The sequence below is a fragment of the Amycolatopsis sp. genome, from assembly GCF_025464955.1.
Classification (GTDB): Bacteria; Actinomycetota; Actinomycetes; order Mycobacteriales; family Pseudonocardiaceae; genus Amycolatopsis.
This window is the reverse complement of sequence record NZ_JAODNM010000146.1, coordinates 15,393-33,098: the sequence shown is the minus strand read 5'-3', so window position 1 is coordinate 33,098 and position 17,706 is coordinate 15,393. Positions and strand designations below refer to the sequence as shown.

The window sequence follows — 17,706 nt, the reverse complement described above, 5'->3', positions numbered from 1 at the left end:
AGGGATGGCCGCCGGCGCGGACCCGGAAACCTGTCCGCATCTCCGACATCGCTGACACCCGCTACGCCGCGTTCACCAAGTCCGCCACCGGCGCGGACAGAAGATCGCCGCCCGCCTGATCGTCGCCGCCGCACGGCGTTACCAGATCTTTGGTCGGCATTGTTGATCTTGGTGGGCACGCTTACTGGTCCGGTACCTCTACGTCAGGTCTCCGGTCGCTGGGAAGATAACGTCCTCGTGCAGTTGCTGCGCAGTGACACGTGACGGGCCTTCGTTCTCCTCTGATGCTCCTGCCTGCCCTGTCCTTGCTTCGCTGCGCCGTCGCATCCACACATCGGCCGACCCGACTTTAGTCTGCCGCAAATCGGCTATTTCAGGTCATTTCGGACTTCGGTCGAGGGTTTCCGGTGAGTGGGAGTGTCAACCGGGTAGTGGTCTAGTCCAAAGTCTTGACACGATTAGTGGTCTAGTCCACTGTCGTGGCACCCGGCAGAGGGTTCTTCGCCCTGCAGAAGGAGAACAGATGCAGAGAGCAAGATTGTCGACTTTAGGCTCGGTGGTGACGAAACGGACAGCGGTGGTGGCCGCGACGGCCGCCGCGGTGGTCCTCGGCGGCCTCCTGGTGACCACGACGGCGGCCCAGTCGTCGCCGGTGACAGCGGCTGTGACGCCCGCCGCGGCCTCCGCGGCGACGAGCGGCGGCCTGAAGATCGCCTACTACGACCAGTGGAGCATCTACCAGAACGCGTACTATCCCAAGAACGTCGACGCGCAGGCCAACAACCTCGACTATCTCATCTACGACTTCGAGAATATCGACCCGTCGAACCTGAGCTGCTTCGAGGCTACCAAGGCGAGCAACCCCGACCCGGGCGGCGAGACCGACCCGAACGCCGGTGATGGTGCGGGCGACCAGTTCGCCGACTACCAGAAGTCGTTCGGCTCCGACATCAGCGTCGACGGTACCGCGGACGCCTTCGGCATGCCGATCGTCGGCAACTTCCACCAGTTGCAGGAGCTGAAGAAGAAGCACCCGAATCTGAAGGTCGTGCTGTCGCTCGGCGGCTGGTCGTACTCGAAGTACTTCTCCGACGTCGCCGCAACCGACGCTTCGCGCAAGAAGTTCGTCAGCTCCTGCATTGACATGTTCATCAAGGGCAACATCCCCGCCTCGGGCGGTTACGGCGGCCCCGGCACGGCGGCGGGGATCTTCGACGGCTTTGACATCGACTGGGAGTACCCCGGTTCGACCACGGGCCACCTCGGAAACCACGTGAGCCCGAACGACACCGCGAACTACACCGCGTTGATGGCGGAGTTCCGCGGTGAGCTGGACGCGTTGGGCGGCAAGCACTACTCGCTGTCCGCGGCGCTGCCCGGCGGGCAGGACAAGATCGCGAAGATCCAGACCGACAAGATCGGTCAGTACATGGACTTCGCGGACGCGATGACGTACGACATGCACGGCGCGTGGGACGCCACCGGGCCGACGAACTTCCAGGACCCGCTGTATTCCTCACCGAACGACCCTTCGGGGGTCATTCCGCCAGGCACTGAGAAGTACACGATCGACTCGGTGATCAAGGCCTACACGGCAGGGGACACACCCTATGGCATCCCAGGCGGGTTCCCGGCGAACAAGTTGACGCTCGGCATCCCGTTCTACTACCGGGGCTGGACGGGCGTACCGGCCGGGTCGAACCACGGGCTCTACCAGAGCGCGACCGGCCCGTCTCCCGGCCATACGTTGAGTGGCAACGTGCCGGGTGTGGCGATGTACAAGGAACTCAGCGGGCTGGTGGACAATTCCGCGGACACCTTCTGGGACCCGGCCACGCAGTCGTCGTGGTTCTACGACGGCACGAACTTCTACGCCGGGTCTTCGCCGCAGTCGATCAAGGCCAGGACCGACTACATCCATTGCAACGGCCTCGCCGGCGCGATGATGTTCTCGCTCTACGACCAGGATCCTGGCTCGACGCTGTTCAACGCGGTCTCCAACGGGCTCGCGGCAAGCACCTCCGGTTGCACCGGCCCGCCGCCGACGTCGCCGACCACACCGACGACGCCGACCAGCGGCACGACGCCGACGACCCCGACCACGCCTACGACCCCGTCGACCACGCCCACCACCCCCAGTGGCGGATCGTGCTCGGCGGCCGCGTGGAACGCCGCGACGGCCTACAGCGGTGGCGCGGTGGTGTCCTACAACGGGCACACCTGGACGGCGAAATGGTGGACCCAGGGTGAAGCGCCCAGCACCGGCGGCACGGGTGTCTGGGTCGACAACGGTGCATGCGCCCAGTCGACGTCCACGGCTCCGCCGGGCACCTGCACGGCGGCCGCGTGGAACGCGGCGACGGCCTACGTCGGCAACTCGGTGGTCTCCTACGGCGGCCACAAGTGGACCGCCAAGTGGTGGACCCAGGGTGACACCCCCGGTGGTGCCCAGGCCGTCTGGGCCGACAACGGGGCCTGCTAACCCCTGAAAGTCATGTGAAAGGCCCCTTTTCGCCGCGCAACCCGCCGCGAAAGGGGGCCTTTCACGGTCGGGGTCTCGCAAGGTCCCGCAAGCGCCGGGTGCGTCGGCGGAGCAGTGCCAGTGCGGACCCGCCGCAGAGCGCGACCGCCATGGCCAGCCAGCCCGTGTACGGCTCCAGCGTGGCCAGCGAGAATGTCGGCTGCCGCGCGACGGAGGCGCTCGGGGACACGTCCCAGACCACCGTGCCGGACGCCGGGTTCAAGTCTGGCCTGGCCGCGGTGACGGTGATCTCCCAGGGACCGCTCGCTTTCAGGTCGTCGGTCGCGAGCAGGTAGGCGTTGGGGCCTGCCGGACTGGCCGTCCGGGTCACGGTCGTGCCATCCGGCCCGCGAAGGACTACTTGGACGGCTCGTATCGGCCCAGGGCTCGGCCGCCGGGTGTCGAACACGTTCACCGTGACGAAGTTCCGGCCGGGCAGGTTGGGGCGGACGTCGACGGTCTCGACCAGATCATCCGCCGATGTCGAGGTGCTCGCGGCGGGTGTCACGGCCGGTCGCCACTGGGGGCCGCTCGCCTGCTGGGTCGAGACCAGGCCCGCGGTCAGGAACAGCGTAAGGCCCAGCAATACCGTTTCGAGCGGGACGGCGCGGAAAGCGCGTCCCGGGGAACCTCGGCGTCCGTGCAGCCTGAGAGTAGTCACCAGCCCGGCCAGCGCGGCAAGTGCCACCACCGACACCTTCAGCAGGAGAATCCGGCCGTAGGTGGACAGCAGGAGCGCGTCGAGTGAGGCGACCCGGTCCCCGGTCAGTAGGAGACCGGTGGCGACCAGCACGGTGAGCGCGCTGGTCGCGATCAGCCCGAAGCGGCGGAGGACCGCACGTGCCAGCACCCGATGGTCGCGCGCGCTGAGGAGCACGACTCCCGCGCTGATCACGGTGCCGGCCCACACCATGGTCGCCAGGATGTGCAGGGTGTCGGCCGACAGCAGCAGCGGTCCCGAGATCGACAGGTGTCCCTGCAACGCGGTGGACAGGGCCGCGACCAGTGCCAGTGCCCCGGCGATGCTGAACAGGACCCGTCCCGGCACCTTTCCGCGGAGGGCGACGGCGGACAGCAGGATCATTCCGGCGCCTGCCCCCTGCCTGGCCAGCCAGGGGGTCCCGACGGAGCTGTCGTTGACCAGCCGCCAAGCCACCCGGATCGGATCCCCGTCGAAGGCCGCGGCCCGAACGAGAAGGAGCGCGACGCCGCCGGTGAACCCGATCGCGGCCGCGACGGCGCCGGCCCGGAGCAGCCGTGAGCGCGCTCTGGCCGGAAGGTCGCCCTCGGCGTCGGTCGACCTGAGCAGCGACAGCAGCAATATCGAGCCCATCCACCCGCCCAGCCCGAGGTAGATCGCGGCCTGGCCGAGCACCTCACCCCAGCCGGGCAGGGGATCGGACGGGGCGCCCGCCGTGGCCGGGGCCACTGGCCGCCGCACTCCGAACACCAGCGTGCCGGAGGTCGCGTGGAGGTCGTCGCTGGACACCGTCGACCACGCCAGCCGGTAGGTGTCCGCGGCCAACGGCGGCAGGGGGATCCGGACTGTCACCGGATCCTCCCTGGCCGCCGTCGGCGCGCGGATCAGCTGCGGGGTCCCGGTCGCCAGCTGACGGCCGGAACCGTCCACGAGCGACACCTTCGTCGCCGCGAGCTCGACCTGCTCGGTCAGTCTCAGGTCCAGTGTCGCGGGTGAGCGGTCCACTGTGGAGCCGTCGGCAGGCACGCTGCCTGCCGGTTCGGCGTGTGCCGAAGCGGGCCCGGCCGCGAGCGTTGCCAGGCCCGCGCCCGCGAGCAGGAACCCGGCCACCACAGCCAGCCGCAGCCGGGTCCGCGTGCGGGACATCAAGTCACCGCACCGGGACGTGCTGGAGCCGGGCCCCACCCGCGTCGATCTCGAGCGTCTCGCCGCTCCGGATGGCGTTGGCGTTGTTGAGATAGAGGATGTAATAGGTCTGGCCCGGCCGCAGCTCGTGCCCCTGCTTCATCAGCGCCGCGCGGTAGACGTCACCGTTGCGACGCTCACTGTGTAGCAGCGGCGGGTGGTGGACGTCGTTCTGGAACTTGGACGCCTTTTGCCCGTCCAGCACCGTGTAGCGGATCTCGACGAGCCCGCCGTCGGCGACGACCGCCGCTTGGGAGATCCGGATGCCGAGACTGCTTTCCAGCTGCCGGTCCTGGGGCACCTGGTACGGCTTGCCGGCGTCGGCGGGCGACTGCACCCGCCAGACCAGTGCCGCGGCGAACCCGACGACGAGTACGGCCAGTACCGCGATCCGGACGGCGCTGCGCCGCCACCATTCGCCCAGCTTCACCTGGAACATCGCTGTTCTCCTCGCTCGAAGGTCGGGCGGTTCACGGGAGGGTGAACCGGGTGGTGGTGACGGCGTCGAACGACGCTGTGCCAGTGGTGGCCGCGCCGCCGCCGAAAAGGCCCAGCCGCAGCGTGTCGAGCCGGACCGTCCCGGTGTTGACGCCCGTCAGAGTCTGGGACGCGGCGCCGACGGTCAGCTTGTGGGTCGACGAGGTCCCGGCCGCCCAGTCCACTCTCAGCGTCTGAGTCCCAGTGCCGCCGAGCGTCAGGTACGTCGTGTAGACGACCGTGCCGTTGCTGCGGAGGACGCCGAGCCGGACCTGTGCCGCACCCGTGGACTTGCGGTACTGCACGACGAACAGCGTCTGTCCGGTGGCGGACAGACCGGCGGCCAGGTTCACCGTGCCGCTTCCGGTGACCAATGTGTCCGGCCGGAACTGGAACTGCAGGTGGTAGGCGGTCTCGTTGGTCGGCGTCGGGTCCGTCAGGTAGGCGGGCGCCGTGCCGTTCGCGGTGGCCTGCAGGCCGAGCGTGCCGGTGAGCGCCGAACCCGGAGTCACCGCCACCGGCCCGGTCGGCGGAGCCCACGCGCTGGTGTTGCCCGACTCGAAGCCGTCGGAGAACACGACGTTGCTCAGCGCGGTGACCGTGACGACCACCGTCGCCTGGACACCCCAGTTGCCCGCGGAGTCCTTGGCTCGGATGGACAGCGTGTGCTGCCCGGTGGTCAGTCCGCCCGGACCCGCCGCAACGGTCAGGTTCGCCGACCGGGGACCGGTGGTCGCGACGGCCATCGGATGGCCGAGGCCCTTGCCGGGGTCGGCACCGTCGAACCACTCCGCGCCGGTGATCGCGGTGAGGTTGTCGTTCGCCGTCGCGGCCAGGGTGACCACGGTGGTCGCCCGGTTGACCGTGTTCGGGGTCGCGCTCGCCGCGGTGACGACCGGTCCGCCGCGGTCGACCACGAGGGTCAGCGGTGCGTAGGGTCCCCAGTTCCCGGCGAGGTCCTTCGCGTGGACGTAGATCTGGTGAGGACCTTCCGCCAGCCCGGTGAGCTGACTGAGCGGGATGAGGCCGTAGGCGCCCTCTGCCGACGCGGTGAACGCCCCGTCGGAGGCGACGAACGTCAATCCCGTGCCGGGTACGCCGTTCGCGTTGTCGAGGAAGCCCTCAGCGGCGGCGATCGGCGAGTTCACCCCGTTCGACAGCGGGTCGGTGAACGCGGCGGTGACCTTGATCGACGTCGGGTCGACCGCCGAGCCCGCGGTGCCGTTGTTGGGACTCGGTTCGACGATGCCGCTGGTCATTGTGGGCGAAGTCCGGTCGAGGGTGAACGAGAGCGTCTGGGGTGGTCCCCAGAGGCCGAACGTGTCGTGGCTGTGCACGAACACGGCCACTAGGCCCTCGGGGAGGGACGACAGGAGGACGGCTGAAAGCGTCGCGGTTTCCGCGCTCACGGTCGCGGCGGTGAGCGTCATCGCCGTCCCCGTCCCGTTCGCGCCCTGGGTGCCGACGAAGTATTCGGCGCGGTCGACCGTGCCGCCGAGCAGTGAGTCGTCACCGGTCGCACTGAGGGCTACGTCGGCAGAGCCGTTTCCGCTGGGGGGTTGCAGCGCTCCGGCCGTGGTGGTCGGCCCGGAGCTGCTGACCGTCAGTACCACCGAGTTCACCACACCCCAGTTGCCCTGCGAGTCCAGTGCGCGGACGTAGACGGTGTGCTTGCCCGCGGCGAGTGCCGGGGTGAGCGTCGTGAGGTTGAGCGTCGCCTGGGCGCCGGTCACCGTAGGGCCGCCGAAGGCGCCGGAGAACGGTGTGCCAGTACCGACTGCGATGGCTGGGTCGTCGATGACGAACTCGGCGCGGGTCACGTTCGACCCGCCGTTGGGGACGTCGGTGAAGTCGGCGGTGAAGGTGACCGTCTGCAGTGCGGTGGCCGTGGCGGGCGACGCGCTGAGCCGCTGGGTCACGGGCCCGGCGGTGTCGGTGCCCGACGGCGCCGCGCCCGTGTCGAGGAAGGTCATCATCCCGCCGAACGCGACGGCGTTCGTGGTGCCGACACGGTGACCGGCGGTGTCGAGCCGTCCCGCGGTCTCGTAGACGGCGAACTTCGGACCGTCCTCAGGCGGCGGGACGGTGACGAGGGTGTCCTCGGTGCTGCCGGCGGCGATGCTGTCGGCGAACTTCAGGTAAGGCGCCTCACTGGCACGGGCGTCCTTGGCGAGCACGGACTGGTCGGCGCCGAGTACGCCCATCGCGTGGGCGGACAGCCCGGCATTGACGTAGCGCAGCAGGACCCGGCGGTTCGCCGAAGTCGCCACGGGATCGGTTTCCGGATAGGCCTTGCCGTTGATGAGCCGATAGACAGGCTTGACCTTGCGCAGGTCGTAGGTCAGGGGCGCGGCGTTGAACGCGGGGTCGATCTCGGACAGCACCAGTGCCGTCTCGTCGTCGAACGCCATGCCGTAGGCGGTTCCCGGGCCTGAAGCGGGACGCACGATCAGCGCGCCGACGATGCCCATCGCGGCCTGGCGTGCGCCGTTGGCGGTGTGGCCCGCCTCGTAGAGGAACGTCCCGGGCCTGTCGGCGGCGAACGTGTACGACTTGACCGCGCCGGGAGCGGCGCCGGCGCGGTCGTCCGAGCCGCCGAGCAGGCCGGGGACGGCCAGGCTCAGCGCACCGGGGAGTCCGTTGTGGACATTGACGGTGACCGCCGCGCCTTCGGTGACCACCAGCACGGGGCCAGGGGTGGTCGGCACGCCCGCGTCCGTCGAGGACAGTCCCCAGATCGGGATGGGGATGCTGGAAACCGTCAGTGTGCCCGGTTTCGCGTACAGTTCGCAGGTCGCCGCCGCTCCCGCGACCGTACAGCCGGTCTCGGGAAGCGCACCCTGGGGCGTCGCGGCGTGCGCCATCGGTGTCACGACGGGCGCGGGTGCCGCAGCCGCGGTCGGTGCGATCACCACGGTGCCGAGGGCGGCCACCGCCGCGGCCACCGCCGTCGTCCATGCCTTGTTCCTGAAGGTGCGCATGGTCGTGTCCTCTCGCGCCGCGGTCGTCATGACGGGCATCCGGCGGCCGGGTCGATGCGGACGAGGGTCATCATCCCGCCGAAGCTCGCGCCGTAGTTGGTGGCCTGTTCGAGCGCGTGGCTGTGCGCCACCATGTAGTACTCGCCGCACTGGTTGTTGCGGACCACCCCCGCCGGCACCTCGCCGGGCTGGCCGCCCAGGTAGGGGTTCTCACTGAACCAGGTTTCCGTGCCCGGCCCGACGATCTGGTCCTGCAACTGTGGCAGGGGCACCGGGATGGGGTTGGCGTCGCCGTTCCAGTGCTCCGAGTCGACCCACTGGTCGAGCGTGTCCGCGGTCTGCCCTGGGCCGACGTCGATGAGGAACTTGTCATAAGAGGCGTCGCTGCCGCCCGCTCCCTGCACCGCCTGGCCGTCTTCGGTGATCACTCGTTGGTCGTTGCCGTGCGGGTGGAAGGGGTAGTTCACCGAGCCCGCGTTGACGTAGCGCACCAGCGCCGGGCGGCTGTTCGGGTCGCCGGGGACGAACGGCTTGAGTCGCACGAGCGAGCCGTAGGGCTGGCTGGGCAACCAAGCGGCGCCGGTGGGGGCGATAGTGTCCGGCATACTGCGGCCGTTGATGAAGAAGTACCGCGCCGTGGTCCTGGTGACGTCGAATGGCCGGTTGCGTTCCACCGCCAGATGCATGTCCGGGTCCACTTCGGACAGTAGATAGACGTACTCGCGGCTGGTGTCGAACGCCGAGTCGGCGCGCGCGTTGGCGTGGTCGGGTTGCCCTGGCGGCCGGACGACGAGGGCTCCGGACAGCCCCATCTCGCGCTGCTTGGCCACGTCGGTGCCGCTCTCGTACAGGTAGGTTCCCGGCGAGCCTGCGGTGAACGTGTAGGTCACGGACCCGTTCAGCGCCGGTGCGGAGTCGGTCAGTGAGCTCAGGCCGGTGCTGTCGGTCTGCGGCTGGGCCGGGTGACCGTTCGCTCGCAGGTGGTGCTGGCCGGCGAACACGATCGACGTCGCTTCCAGCAGGGTGTTGTGCAGGACCACGGTCACCGTGACACCGGAGTCCACGCAGAGCATGGGGCCGGGGAGCTGGAAACCGCCGGTGTTGCCGGAATAGCCCCACATGTAGATCGAGTTCCCGTCGGGCGTGGAGACGTACCCGGACTTCGCGTCGACCGAAAACGTGTTCGCGGCGTTGGCTTGGCAGGGCAGTCCCACGACGGCGGTCGCGGCCGTGGAGGGGACCGGCATGGTGAGCATCAGGACGGTCGCGACAGCCAGTACGAACGGCGCCGCGGAGAGGACGGTGTTCGAGCGCGTCTTGTTCATGGCATTTGTCCCGCTCAGGTGTTGGGGGTGGTCTGCGGGCCCAGGGTGCCGCGCGGGCTGATCCGGATCTCTGTCATCTGGCCGCCGTAGCCGGTGCCGCCACCGTTGGTGAGGTAGCCGTAGTTGCGGTCGTAGAGCAGGTACGTGCCCGGTGCCGGCGCGGTGAACAGCACGTCGCGGCTTTCGCCGGGACCGATCTCCACGCTGTTGCCGGTGAGATAGTGCTTGCTGCCGTCGCGGCCGGTGAGCAGCGCCGCGTCCTTGGCGGCAGTGGTGAGCGTGATCGCGTCGGTGGTGAGCGAATGGTTCTGGTAGCCGAGGTTCGCCAGCCTGAGCAGAACGCGGTCGCCCTCGTTCGCGGTGATCAGCGAGCTGTTCGGCTGGTACCGCAACCGCCCGGCCGCAGGGTCGACGGGGTTGCCGTTCGGGGCGACGGTGTCGGGATAGCAGCGACCGTTCATGGCCCAGAAGCTCGGCGCGTAGTCGGTCCAGTCGGTCGTCTGGATGTGGGCGTCGCGGTAGTGGGCCTCCGCCCAGATCTCGGTCAGCATGAACGCGAACTCGCGGTCGTAGCGGGTCGAACCGTCGCCGTCGTTGTAGGCGTACTTGGTGCCCATCGGGTCCGCGCCGACCGGGTGCTGGTTCTGGACGGGCCGGACGAACACCACCCCGGTCATCCCCATCTGCACGTGTTCGACGTCTTCGAAGTGGCAGTGGTACATATACGTGCCTGCCTCGTGCGGGCGGTAGAAATAGGTGAAGTCGCGGCCGATCGGCACCGAGATCGACAGCTCGGGGACGCCGTCGAAGAGCGGGATCGCGTTCTGGAACCCGTGCCAGTGCACGGTATGGCCGTCGACGAGGTCCGGCCGCTGCGACAGGCCGAGGTTGGTGAGCGTCAGCTTGACGTCCGTGCCCTGATCGAAGGAGATCAGGGGTGCGGAGATCTGCGCTTTGCCCCGCTGCGCCTTGACCGTGGCGTCGTCCATTCCGGTCACGTTGCGGAACCCGAAGACGTAGAGGTCGAACGGGCTCGGGGCCAGCGCGTCGGGCCAGAACGGCGCGTTCGGCGGTGCCCCGGAGGGCATCGACACCCAGCCGTCGGTGGCGGCGAAGTGCAGCTCGGTCACGGGAGGTACGACCGCGGCGAGCGGCCGGACCAGCGGTGATGCCGTCGTGTCCAGGCGCGAGCCGAGGAGGCGGCCGCCGGCGATCGCGGCAACCGTCCCGGCGCCGCCATAGAGCAGGGCTCGGCGGCTGAACGGCCTTGGCTGCTGGTGGTGGTTCTGGGTACTCACGATGTCCTCCCGGCGAGCCGGTGCCGATGCTGGTGAGATGCGGGGGTGGAACCGGCCCGGCCGCACGGCTGGGGGGTTGGGGTGCGGCCGGACCGGAATCTCGGAGTTACTCAGAACGCTTCGTCGGCGCCGATGTCCGGTGGCGAAGCCCGGCGCTGGCCGTCGTAGTCGATCGCCGGAGCGAGAACCTGGCCGCCGTTGTAGGGCTGGGATCCGGTGCCTGCCCCGTTGGCCGGCGGGAACGGTCCGGCCAGGTGGTAGTCACCCTGCAGTCCTGGTGGCACGTTCTTCGCGACGATCACCGCTTCCCGGAAGGACGGGAAGGTCCGGGAGGTCAGGATGGTGGCCGAGACGTCGAACGCGTTCGCGATGCGGGGATCGACGCCGATCTTGTCGGTCGGACTGGGTGTCACCCCCGGGTCGTACTGCTGCAGCACCGAATACGTCGGGGTGAGGGTCACTCCCGCGTCCGTCGATCCCAGGTCCCAGTGCCGGATCGGGTCGGTCGCCGGTGCCTGCGGCGAGGCGATCCCGGAGACGTACAGCCCGTTCCAGTTTCCGGCTCGGTTGTCGTAGAAGATGTTGTTGTACAGCAAAGGCTTGCTGTACTTCGGGGCGTTGGCGGGCAAAGTCGCCTGCAGTTGCGCGCTGGTGAGGGCGGTCGACAGCCCCGCGGGGGCGGCTTCGCCCGTGCTCGTGATCGCGGTGGCGGTGGTGACGTTCTTCATCACCGTGTTGTTGACGATCCGGACGTTCGTGGCGTCGTCGAGCGCCAAGCCGCCGCCTTCGTGGGTGGAGATGTTGTCGGTGATCAGGTTGTTGGCGATCGAGATGGGGAAGTTGCCTGCCTGAAGGAGCCGGATCCCGCCGCCGTCGTCGTTGGCGAGGTTGTCCTGGATCAGGTTTTCGTGCACCGACACCGGCCCCGAGCCCGCCGACGGCAGGTTGAGGTTGCTGCTCAGCTCGCCGGCGATCATGATCCCGCCAGCCTCGTCGTAGGACTGGTTGAACCAGAGCCGGTTGTTCGCGATGTCGCCGTTGTTGCTGCGGCCGTAGTGGCTGATCCCGCCACCGTATTCGGCGGAGAAGTTGCCGCAGAGGTCGTTGTGGTGCACCGAGTAGTTCTCGGTGCCGTCGAACAGCCCGATCCCGCCGGCCAGGTTGGTCCCGCCGTTGTCGCGGATCTGGTTGTGGTCGATGGCCAGGGTGCGGTTGCGGATCGTCGTGACATACGGCGTGCCGACCCGGATGGCGCCGCCGTACGAACCGCCGTTGCCGACGATGATGTTGTCGGCCACGTTCAGCCCGTTGACGCCGGCGTGTACGTATACACCGCCGCCTTGGGTGATCGCCGCGCCCGGCGCGCCGGCGGGTGTCTTCGTGCCACCGTAGATGTCGTTGAGGTTGGTCGCGAAGTCCGCCTGGGCGCCGCCGGTGATGGTGAACCCGTCGATGGCCGAGCCGTTGTTGCCGTTCGGGGGTGCGAGCACGGTGATGACCGCGGAGTCCGGGACGTTCGCCGGGCCCTGGTAGTTGAGGCCGCCGACGAGTGCGAACCAGGCCGTGCCGGACGGGTTGTCCGGGTTGAAGCCGAGCCCGTTCAGCACGGAGCCGCGCACGTAGCTGCCGTCCGGCCGGAAGCCACCGGGGCCGACGCCCTGGAGCCGTACCTGCGAATGGACGACCAGGTTTTCGAAGTAGGCGCCCTGGGGGTTGTCCTGCCCCTGCGGGCCCGGCCACACGACGACGACCTGTTGGCCGTTGCCTCGTGCCGCGGCCTCGAGGGCCGCCTGGACCGTGGTGAATCCGGTGCCCGCCGGCACCGGGGCCGGCGGGTTGACCTGCAGGATCCGCGGGTTGTACGTCAGGCCGAGGACCTGCAGGGCCACGCCGTTGACCGTGGTCTGCCCGTCGCCCTTGCGCACGGACAGTTTCACCGGGCCACCGGTCAGCGTGATCGGCACGGTCGCCTTGATCTGGGTGTCGCTCCAGGCCGTTGTTCCCAGGTTCACCGTCGAACCGTCGGCTCGCGTCATGATCACCTGCCCGGAGCCCTTGGTGGCGCCGAACCCGGCGCCATCGAGCGTCACCGTCCGGTTGGTGAAATCGGTCAGCCGGAGATAGGGCCGATCGAGCGCGAAGATCTGTGGCGCGGTCGCGGGCGGGGTGCAGTCGACCGGGTTCACCTGAGTCGAGCCCGGTGCGACCGCGACGACGCCGACCTGGGTCGGTGCGGTGTCGGTGACGGTGTAGAGCCCGGGCCACGCTTGGAAGTTGGTCGCGATCGTGCGGAACCGCGGGTTGTAGTCACGGTTGATGTGTCCGGGTTGGCCGGGGTCGTTGCCGACGAACCGGTACATTCCGGGGCACGGTCCCGCGGGCAGCGGGCAGTTGTAGGTCGACGTCGACGGTTCGAGTGCTTCGTAGTAGCCGTTGAAGTCGGTCGCGACGGTGTCGACCAGCCTGCCGCTCCAGTCGTAGATGCCCATCGGGACGCCCGGCAGCGGCTGCGCCTCGCCGTACTGGATCGAGCGCTGGTCGCTGGACAGTCCCAGATCGTTGATGGTCAGCCCGAAGAAGTGGGTCGGCAGGGGTACCGGGGTGAACAGGTTGAAGTTGGGCGCGGTCGACTGTCCACCTCGGACGGTGACCAGCTTCTGGTCGCACAGGGGTTTCGCCTGTCCTTCGAAGGGGCTGCCGCCACCGTCGATGAAGGGCTGCTCGGTTACGTGCACGGTGTGGTTCGCGCCCGCGCAGGGGGCGACGATGCCGGCGCCGCCGGACGGCGGGCCGCCCGGGTCGGGCTGAGGCTGCGCCGGGGTCGGCGGGTTGTTGCCCAGATCGGGCGAGGGCGGGAAGTTCTCCTGCGGCAGGTAGCCGTCACCGCTGAAGATGTTGACGTCCTCTTCCTTGGTGACCTGGTACATCGGTTTCCCGCCGACCGGGTTCTGCGGTACTTCCACCGAGACCAGATAGTCGTCGGGCAGCAGCGCCTGGTCGTCGTAGTGGTTGTCGGCGAGGTTCGCGTACTGCGGGAGGTCTTTGGCCGGCGCCGGGTTGTTCGGGTCGCCCGGTGGGTAGAGGTTGAGTTTCGACGTGGAGAAGCCGTAGTTGCCGTTCACGGTCTGACTGAAGTTGCCGGCCGTGGTGTCGCTGGGCTGGACCTGAATGCCGCTCATCGGTGACTCCACACAGGACGGTGGATCTTGCCCTGGTATGCCCACGGCCTGCTGGCCGGTCAGCACGTCGCCGTTGTAGAGCCGGGGAGTGCAACCCGTCGGCTGCTTCCAGGTCTCGGAACTGTAGGTGTCGGCGAGTTCAGGCCCGCGGGCGGTCGAGCCGTCGGGGTTGATGACGGGATCGCCGTTGCTGTCACGCAGTACGGCATAGAGATGCACTGGAACGTTGGGGATGCCGGGTTGGTAGGCCTCAGTCACCGAGTAGCGGGGGTCGAGCTCGTTGCGGGTCGTGTCGTAGGTGACCGTCCCGACGATGCCGCCGTTCGCGGCGCCGGCGTAGGGCTGGACGCCCCAGTCGACTCGCCCCTTCAACCCGATGATCGGCAGGATGGACACGTCGACCGCGGAACCGAGCAGGGTCGTCGGCGAGGGCTGGTTATCCGCCTGGTAGGTGATGCCGGTGGTCTTGTACCGGGTGTTGAAGGCTTCCAGCACAAGGAACTTGCTGAGCGGGTAGACCTCGGGGATCGAGTAGTGCCCGGTGTCGTCGGTCTTCACACCGGCGATGCCCTGGTCCATCGTGGAGTTGTCGCGCTCCTTCACCGAGACGGGGAACTGCGGGACGCCCTGTTCACCGGGATCGCGTTTGCCGTTGGCGTTGGTGTCGACGTAGACCGAGCCTTCGATGGCCGCGTGCCAGCCGACCAAACCCTTCTGCCCGACGTCGACGATGCCGCCGTTGTTCACCGTCACGGTGAAGCTGTCGATGATGACTTCCTGCGGGTAGTCCCACAGCGTCAGCTGGTAGTCGCCGTTCGGGACGTTCTTGATGTCGAACTTCCCGTCCGACCCGGCGCGCGCCATGTAGGCCACCTGGTCGTTGTTGCCCAGCGCGGACAGCGCCACGAACGGCTTGTCGACCGGACCGCGGACACTCGCCCCGGCCACGCCCGCGTTGGGAACGCCGACTCCGCCGGTGCCGCCGACGTAGGTGTTGATCTGCACCGCGACGCCCTTGATCTCACCGGTCGGCCCGGCGGGCAGTGCTTTCGGGCGGACGAAGCCGAAATGGACGGCGGGCACCGGCTCGGCCCCGATGGTCTGCTCGTTGTCGAAGCCGGTGTCGCCCTCCTGGGTCCAGATGTCCCAGTCGTGCGCGCCTTCCAGCGTGGTCGTCTGCGCCCAGTCCGTACCGACCGGCGGCACTACGGTCGCGGCATAGCGGTTCGGACCCATGTTCGGGATGGTGATGTCGCCCTGGGCGTCGCTGACGCACTTTCCGGTCGAGGCCGGGTCGATCTGCGGCTTGCCGCCGACGAACACCATTTGACCGTTCGCTCCGTGGGTGTACTTGGTGCACAACGGGTTCCCGTAGTAGTCGGTGGAGACCTCACCGAGCACATCGGACAGATGCGCGGTAAACCCGGCCAACCCGGATTCCGCGCCGATCTCGTAGGTGGCGTCGACCGGCGCGGAGTCGTTGAACACCCGCATCTTGACGTTTCCCAGCGGTAACGGGTAGGGCTGCATCGACACGGTGACCCGCTGCGTCCCGCCGTCCACGGTGAAATGCGCGCCGTCGATCTTGTAGCCGCCCGCCGTCACCGAGATCAGGTACTTTCCCGGCGGCAGAGCGGCCAACGCCGTTCCGTCGTTGAGGTCGTTCTGGTCGCCCTGTGCCACGACCGGCACGTTGCCGGGGGTGGACCGGACTGACGGCCACTGGCACTTGGTGGCGAAGTCGGCGCTGCCGCCGGCACGCGACGGCAGGCAGTTCTGCAAGCTGTCTTTGGGGTTTCCGACGTCCTCGGCCGCAATGAGCCACTTGTATTCGGTGATCGGGTCACCTTTTCGGACCTGGCCCGGTGCGGTTCCCACGGTTCGCGCGCTTTCCGCGTGCATCGTGATCGAACCTGGTTGCGCCGCATGCGCTTGTGGGGCCAGTTGGTGCACCACCACCGGCACGGCAAGCGCAACACCGGTGAGCGCGACCACCACGATGACCGCCGAGCGGAATGTCAGACGAGCCATGACCAGCCTCCAGTGCTGCACTGCGAATGCACCGATGGTGGACGTGATCAGGACTGCTGCGCCGAAGATGACAGGTCCGTCATGTGGCTGTCACGGAGTTCGAATCGTTATCACTTGGTGTAACGATTCCCGCAGGTGGGTCGACATGGTGCCTGGGACACCTAGCCGGTGTGAACTCGCAGTCAGCCGATGGTGCCCGAGCTGTCCCCGCTTGGTGAACGAGGTGAACCCGTTGAGCCGTCTACTGGTTGTCGATGACGAGGAGCGAATACGACGCCTTCTCCAGCGCGTGTTCCAGGCAGAGGGCTACGCGGTCGATCTGGCCGCGACCGGCACGGAAGGGCTCGAAGCAGCTACGCAACGTAGTTACGACTTGGTGCTACTGGACCTGATGCTGCCGGACAGGTCGGGTGCCGGCGTTCTCGTCGAACTGCTCGACCGGCTCCCCGGCGCCCGGGTCGTCGTCCTGTCCGCCGTCCCGGAGATCGGCACTCGCGTGCAGGTGCTCGATGCCGGGGCACTCGACTTCCTGCCCAAGCCGTTCGTGATCGCCGAACTGCTCGCCAGAGTCAGGGTCCGCCTTCGCGAACCATCCGGCGGAGGTGGTGGAGACCGCTTCCTCCAGGTCGGGGACCTGAGGTTGGACACTCAGCGCCGCACGGTCTCGGTGGGCAACCAGCAAACAGCGTTGTCTCAACGTGAATTCGTCCTGCTGACCCATCTGATGCAACGCGCGAACCAGGTCTGCAGCAGGGAAGAGCTGCTCGCGGATGTCTGGGGCTACCAGTTCGACCCCGGCAGCAACGTGGTGGACGTCTACGTGCGCCGGCTGCGGTCCAAGCTGCACGCTCTTCGGAGAATCGAGACGGTGCGTAATGTGGGTTACTGCCTCCCCGCGAGCTAAGCGGGTCGTCCTGGTCTGCTGGGTGATCTTCGCCTCGATCAATCTCTGGGCGATGTCGAAGTTCCCGACGGGCGAGACGATCCCGTTCCACTTCGTCTGGATCAGCATCGCGCTGGTCTTCGGGGTCAACTCCTGGCCGCTCGCGGGGATGCTGAGCGCCCTGCTCGTGGTGACGGTGTCGACCGGGTTCGTCATGCTGAGTCAAGCCGTCCGCGGCGAGATCCGGTTTGAGGAAACGTCCGAGGTGCCGCTGATGGTCGCCGTGTTCCTGGTGATGGTCTGGCATGTGCGCCGACGCCAGCGGGCCCTCCGGGAGCTGGAAACCGTTGCGGCGTTGGAACGGCAGCGCGCCGAGACACAAGGCCTGTTCGTCCGGCTGGGTTCTCACGAGCTGCGGACGTCGATCACCGTTGCCCGTGGTTATGCCGAGCTCATCCGTTCTGCCCACGAGGACGAGCAGACGGAGGAAGACGCCACGATCGTCCTCGACGAACTGGGCAAGCTGGACCGGCTGACCAGCGGCCTCACCACGCTCATGCGGCTCGACTCACCGGTGGAGACGTCGTCGCTGGAGCTGGACGTCTTCCTCGAACGGCTGGTCCGCCGCTGGATCCCAGCGGCGGAGCGCGCGTGGTCCGCGGAAAGCCGCGTCGGCACCGTGCAGGCGAACGCCGAGCGACTGCAGGCGGCGCTGGACAGCCTGCTCGAGAACGCCATTGCCTTCACCCAGAACGGCGACCGGATCTCTGTACGGGCCTGGCGTGAACAGGGGTTGTTCCGCATCACGGTCTCGGACACGGGTTGCGGGATCGCCGCTGACGACGTCAGTCACATCTTCGAGCGTTTCTGGTCTTCCCGTGCGGGCGAGGTTGGCGGAGGAAACGGCCTTGGCCTCGCGATCGTGCGCGCCGCTGTCGAGGCACGAGGAGGGCGGGCGTCGGTGACCAGTGTTCCCGGCCGTGGCACGACCTTCACCCTCACCATCCCCGACGGCATCCGCGAACGCCGCCCGGTAGCGCCCGCTGTGGTTTTGGAGTCACCCACGCCGGTCGGCGGAGTCAGTCTGGGAGACCCCGTCTGACGACGACGATCGGCCTGGGTCTGT

Annotated in this window: 9 protein-coding genes; 3 read left to right on the top strand and 6 right to left on the bottom strand. The window is 68.1% G+C overall.

Annotation, left to right across the window (positions count from 1 at the left end; all coding sequences use genetic code 11):
• The first annotated feature begins 523 nt into the window (after window positions 1-523).
• The gene (locus tag JWQ81_RS37515) at window positions 524-2,482 is read left to right on the top strand and encodes a glycosyl hydrolase family 18 protein (protein WP_297549282.1); all 1,959 of its coding nucleotides are present in this window, start codon (window positions 524-526) and stop codon (window positions 2,480-2,482) included.
• A gap of 61 nt (window positions 2,483-2,543) precedes the next feature.
• Here the strand turns inward: JWQ81_RS37515 and JWQ81_RS37510 are convergent, their stop codons facing one another.
• The 6 genes from JWQ81_RS37510 to JWQ81_RS37485 all read right to left on the bottom strand — a co-directional run bounded on the left by JWQ81_RS37510 (window position 2,544) and on the right by JWQ81_RS37485 (window position 15,697).
• Complete coding sequence (locus JWQ81_RS37510; RefSeq protein WP_297549280.1) at window positions 2,544-4,367, bottom strand: copper resistance protein CopC; 1,824 nt, start codon at window positions 4,365-4,367, stop codon at window positions 2,544-2,546.
• A gap of 4 nt (window positions 4,368-4,371) precedes the next feature.
• Window positions 4,372-4,845 carry a hypothetical protein gene (locus JWQ81_RS37505; protein WP_297549278.1) on the bottom strand — a complete coding sequence of 158 codons (474 nt, stop codon included), beginning with the start codon at window positions 4,843-4,845 and terminating at the stop codon, window positions 4,372-4,374.
• 31 nt (window positions 4,846-4,876) lie between these two features.
• Window positions 4,877-7,864, bottom strand: coding sequence for a multicopper oxidase domain-containing protein (locus tag JWQ81_RS37500; protein WP_297549276.1), 2,988 nt, complete (start codon window positions 7,862-7,864; stop codon window positions 4,877-4,879).
• Between the two features lie 26 nt (window positions 7,865-7,890).
• Entirely contained in the window at window positions 7,891-9,189 is a 1,299-nt protein-coding gene (locus JWQ81_RS37495) for a multicopper oxidase domain-containing protein (protein ID WP_297549274.1), read from the bottom strand.
• A 14-nt stretch (window positions 9,190-9,203) separates the two neighbouring features.
• Entirely contained in the window at window positions 9,204-10,487 is a 1,284-nt protein-coding gene (locus JWQ81_RS37490; protein WP_297549272.1) for a multicopper oxidase domain-containing protein, read from the bottom strand.
• A gap of 110 nt (window positions 10,488-10,597) precedes the next feature.
• The gene (locus JWQ81_RS37485; RefSeq protein ID WP_297549270.1) at window positions 10,598-15,697 is read right to left on the bottom strand and encodes a hypothetical protein; all 5,100 of its coding nucleotides are present in this window, start codon (window positions 15,695-15,697) and stop codon (window positions 10,598-10,600) included.
• A gap of 232 nt (window positions 15,698-15,929) precedes the next feature.
• On the opposite strand from JWQ81_RS37485, the gene JWQ81_RS37480 reads away from it, so the two are divergent.
• Window positions 15,930-16,601, top strand: a complete 672-nt coding sequence (locus JWQ81_RS37480) for a response regulator transcription factor (RefSeq protein ID WP_297549268.1) — start codon at window positions 15,930-15,932, stop codon at window positions 16,599-16,601.
• Complete coding sequence (locus tag JWQ81_RS37475; protein WP_297549266.1) at window positions 16,573-17,682, top strand: HAMP domain-containing sensor histidine kinase; 1,110 nt, start codon at window positions 16,573-16,575, stop codon at window positions 17,680-17,682. The genes JWQ81_RS37480 and JWQ81_RS37475 overlap by 29 nt, the downstream gene beginning before the upstream one ends.
• Window positions 17,683-17,706: the final 24 nt, after the last annotated feature.

What these genes read in the sequence shown, in the direction of transcription:
- JWQ81_RS37515 (WP_297549282.1), top strand. Translation starts at nt 524, where the DNA reads ATGCAGAGAGCAAGATTGTCGACTTTAGGCTCGGTGGTGACGAAACGG.
- JWQ81_RS37510 (WP_297549280.1), bottom strand. Translation starts at nt 4,367, where the DNA reads ATGTCCCGCACGCGGACCCGGCTGCGGCTGGCTGTGGTGGCCGGGTTC.
- JWQ81_RS37505 (WP_297549278.1), bottom strand. Translation starts at nt 4,845, where the DNA reads ATGTTCCAGGTGAAGCTGGGCGAATGGTGGCGGCGCAGCGCCGTCCGG.
- JWQ81_RS37500 (WP_297549276.1), bottom strand. Translation starts at nt 7,864, where the DNA reads ATGCGCACCTTCAGGAACAAGGCATGGACGACGGCGGTGGCCGCGGCG.
- JWQ81_RS37495 (WP_297549274.1), bottom strand. Translation starts at nt 9,189, where the DNA reads ATGAACAAGACGCGCTCGAACACCGTCCTCTCCGCGGCGCCGTTCGTA.
- JWQ81_RS37485 (WP_297549270.1), bottom strand. Translation starts at nt 15,697, where the DNA reads ATGGCTCGTCTGACATTCCGCTCGGCGGTCATCGTGGTGGTCGCGCTC.
- JWQ81_RS37475 (WP_297549266.1), top strand. Translation starts at nt 16,573, where the DNA reads ATGTGGGTTACTGCCTCCCCGCGAGCTAAGCGGGTCGTCCTGGTCTGC.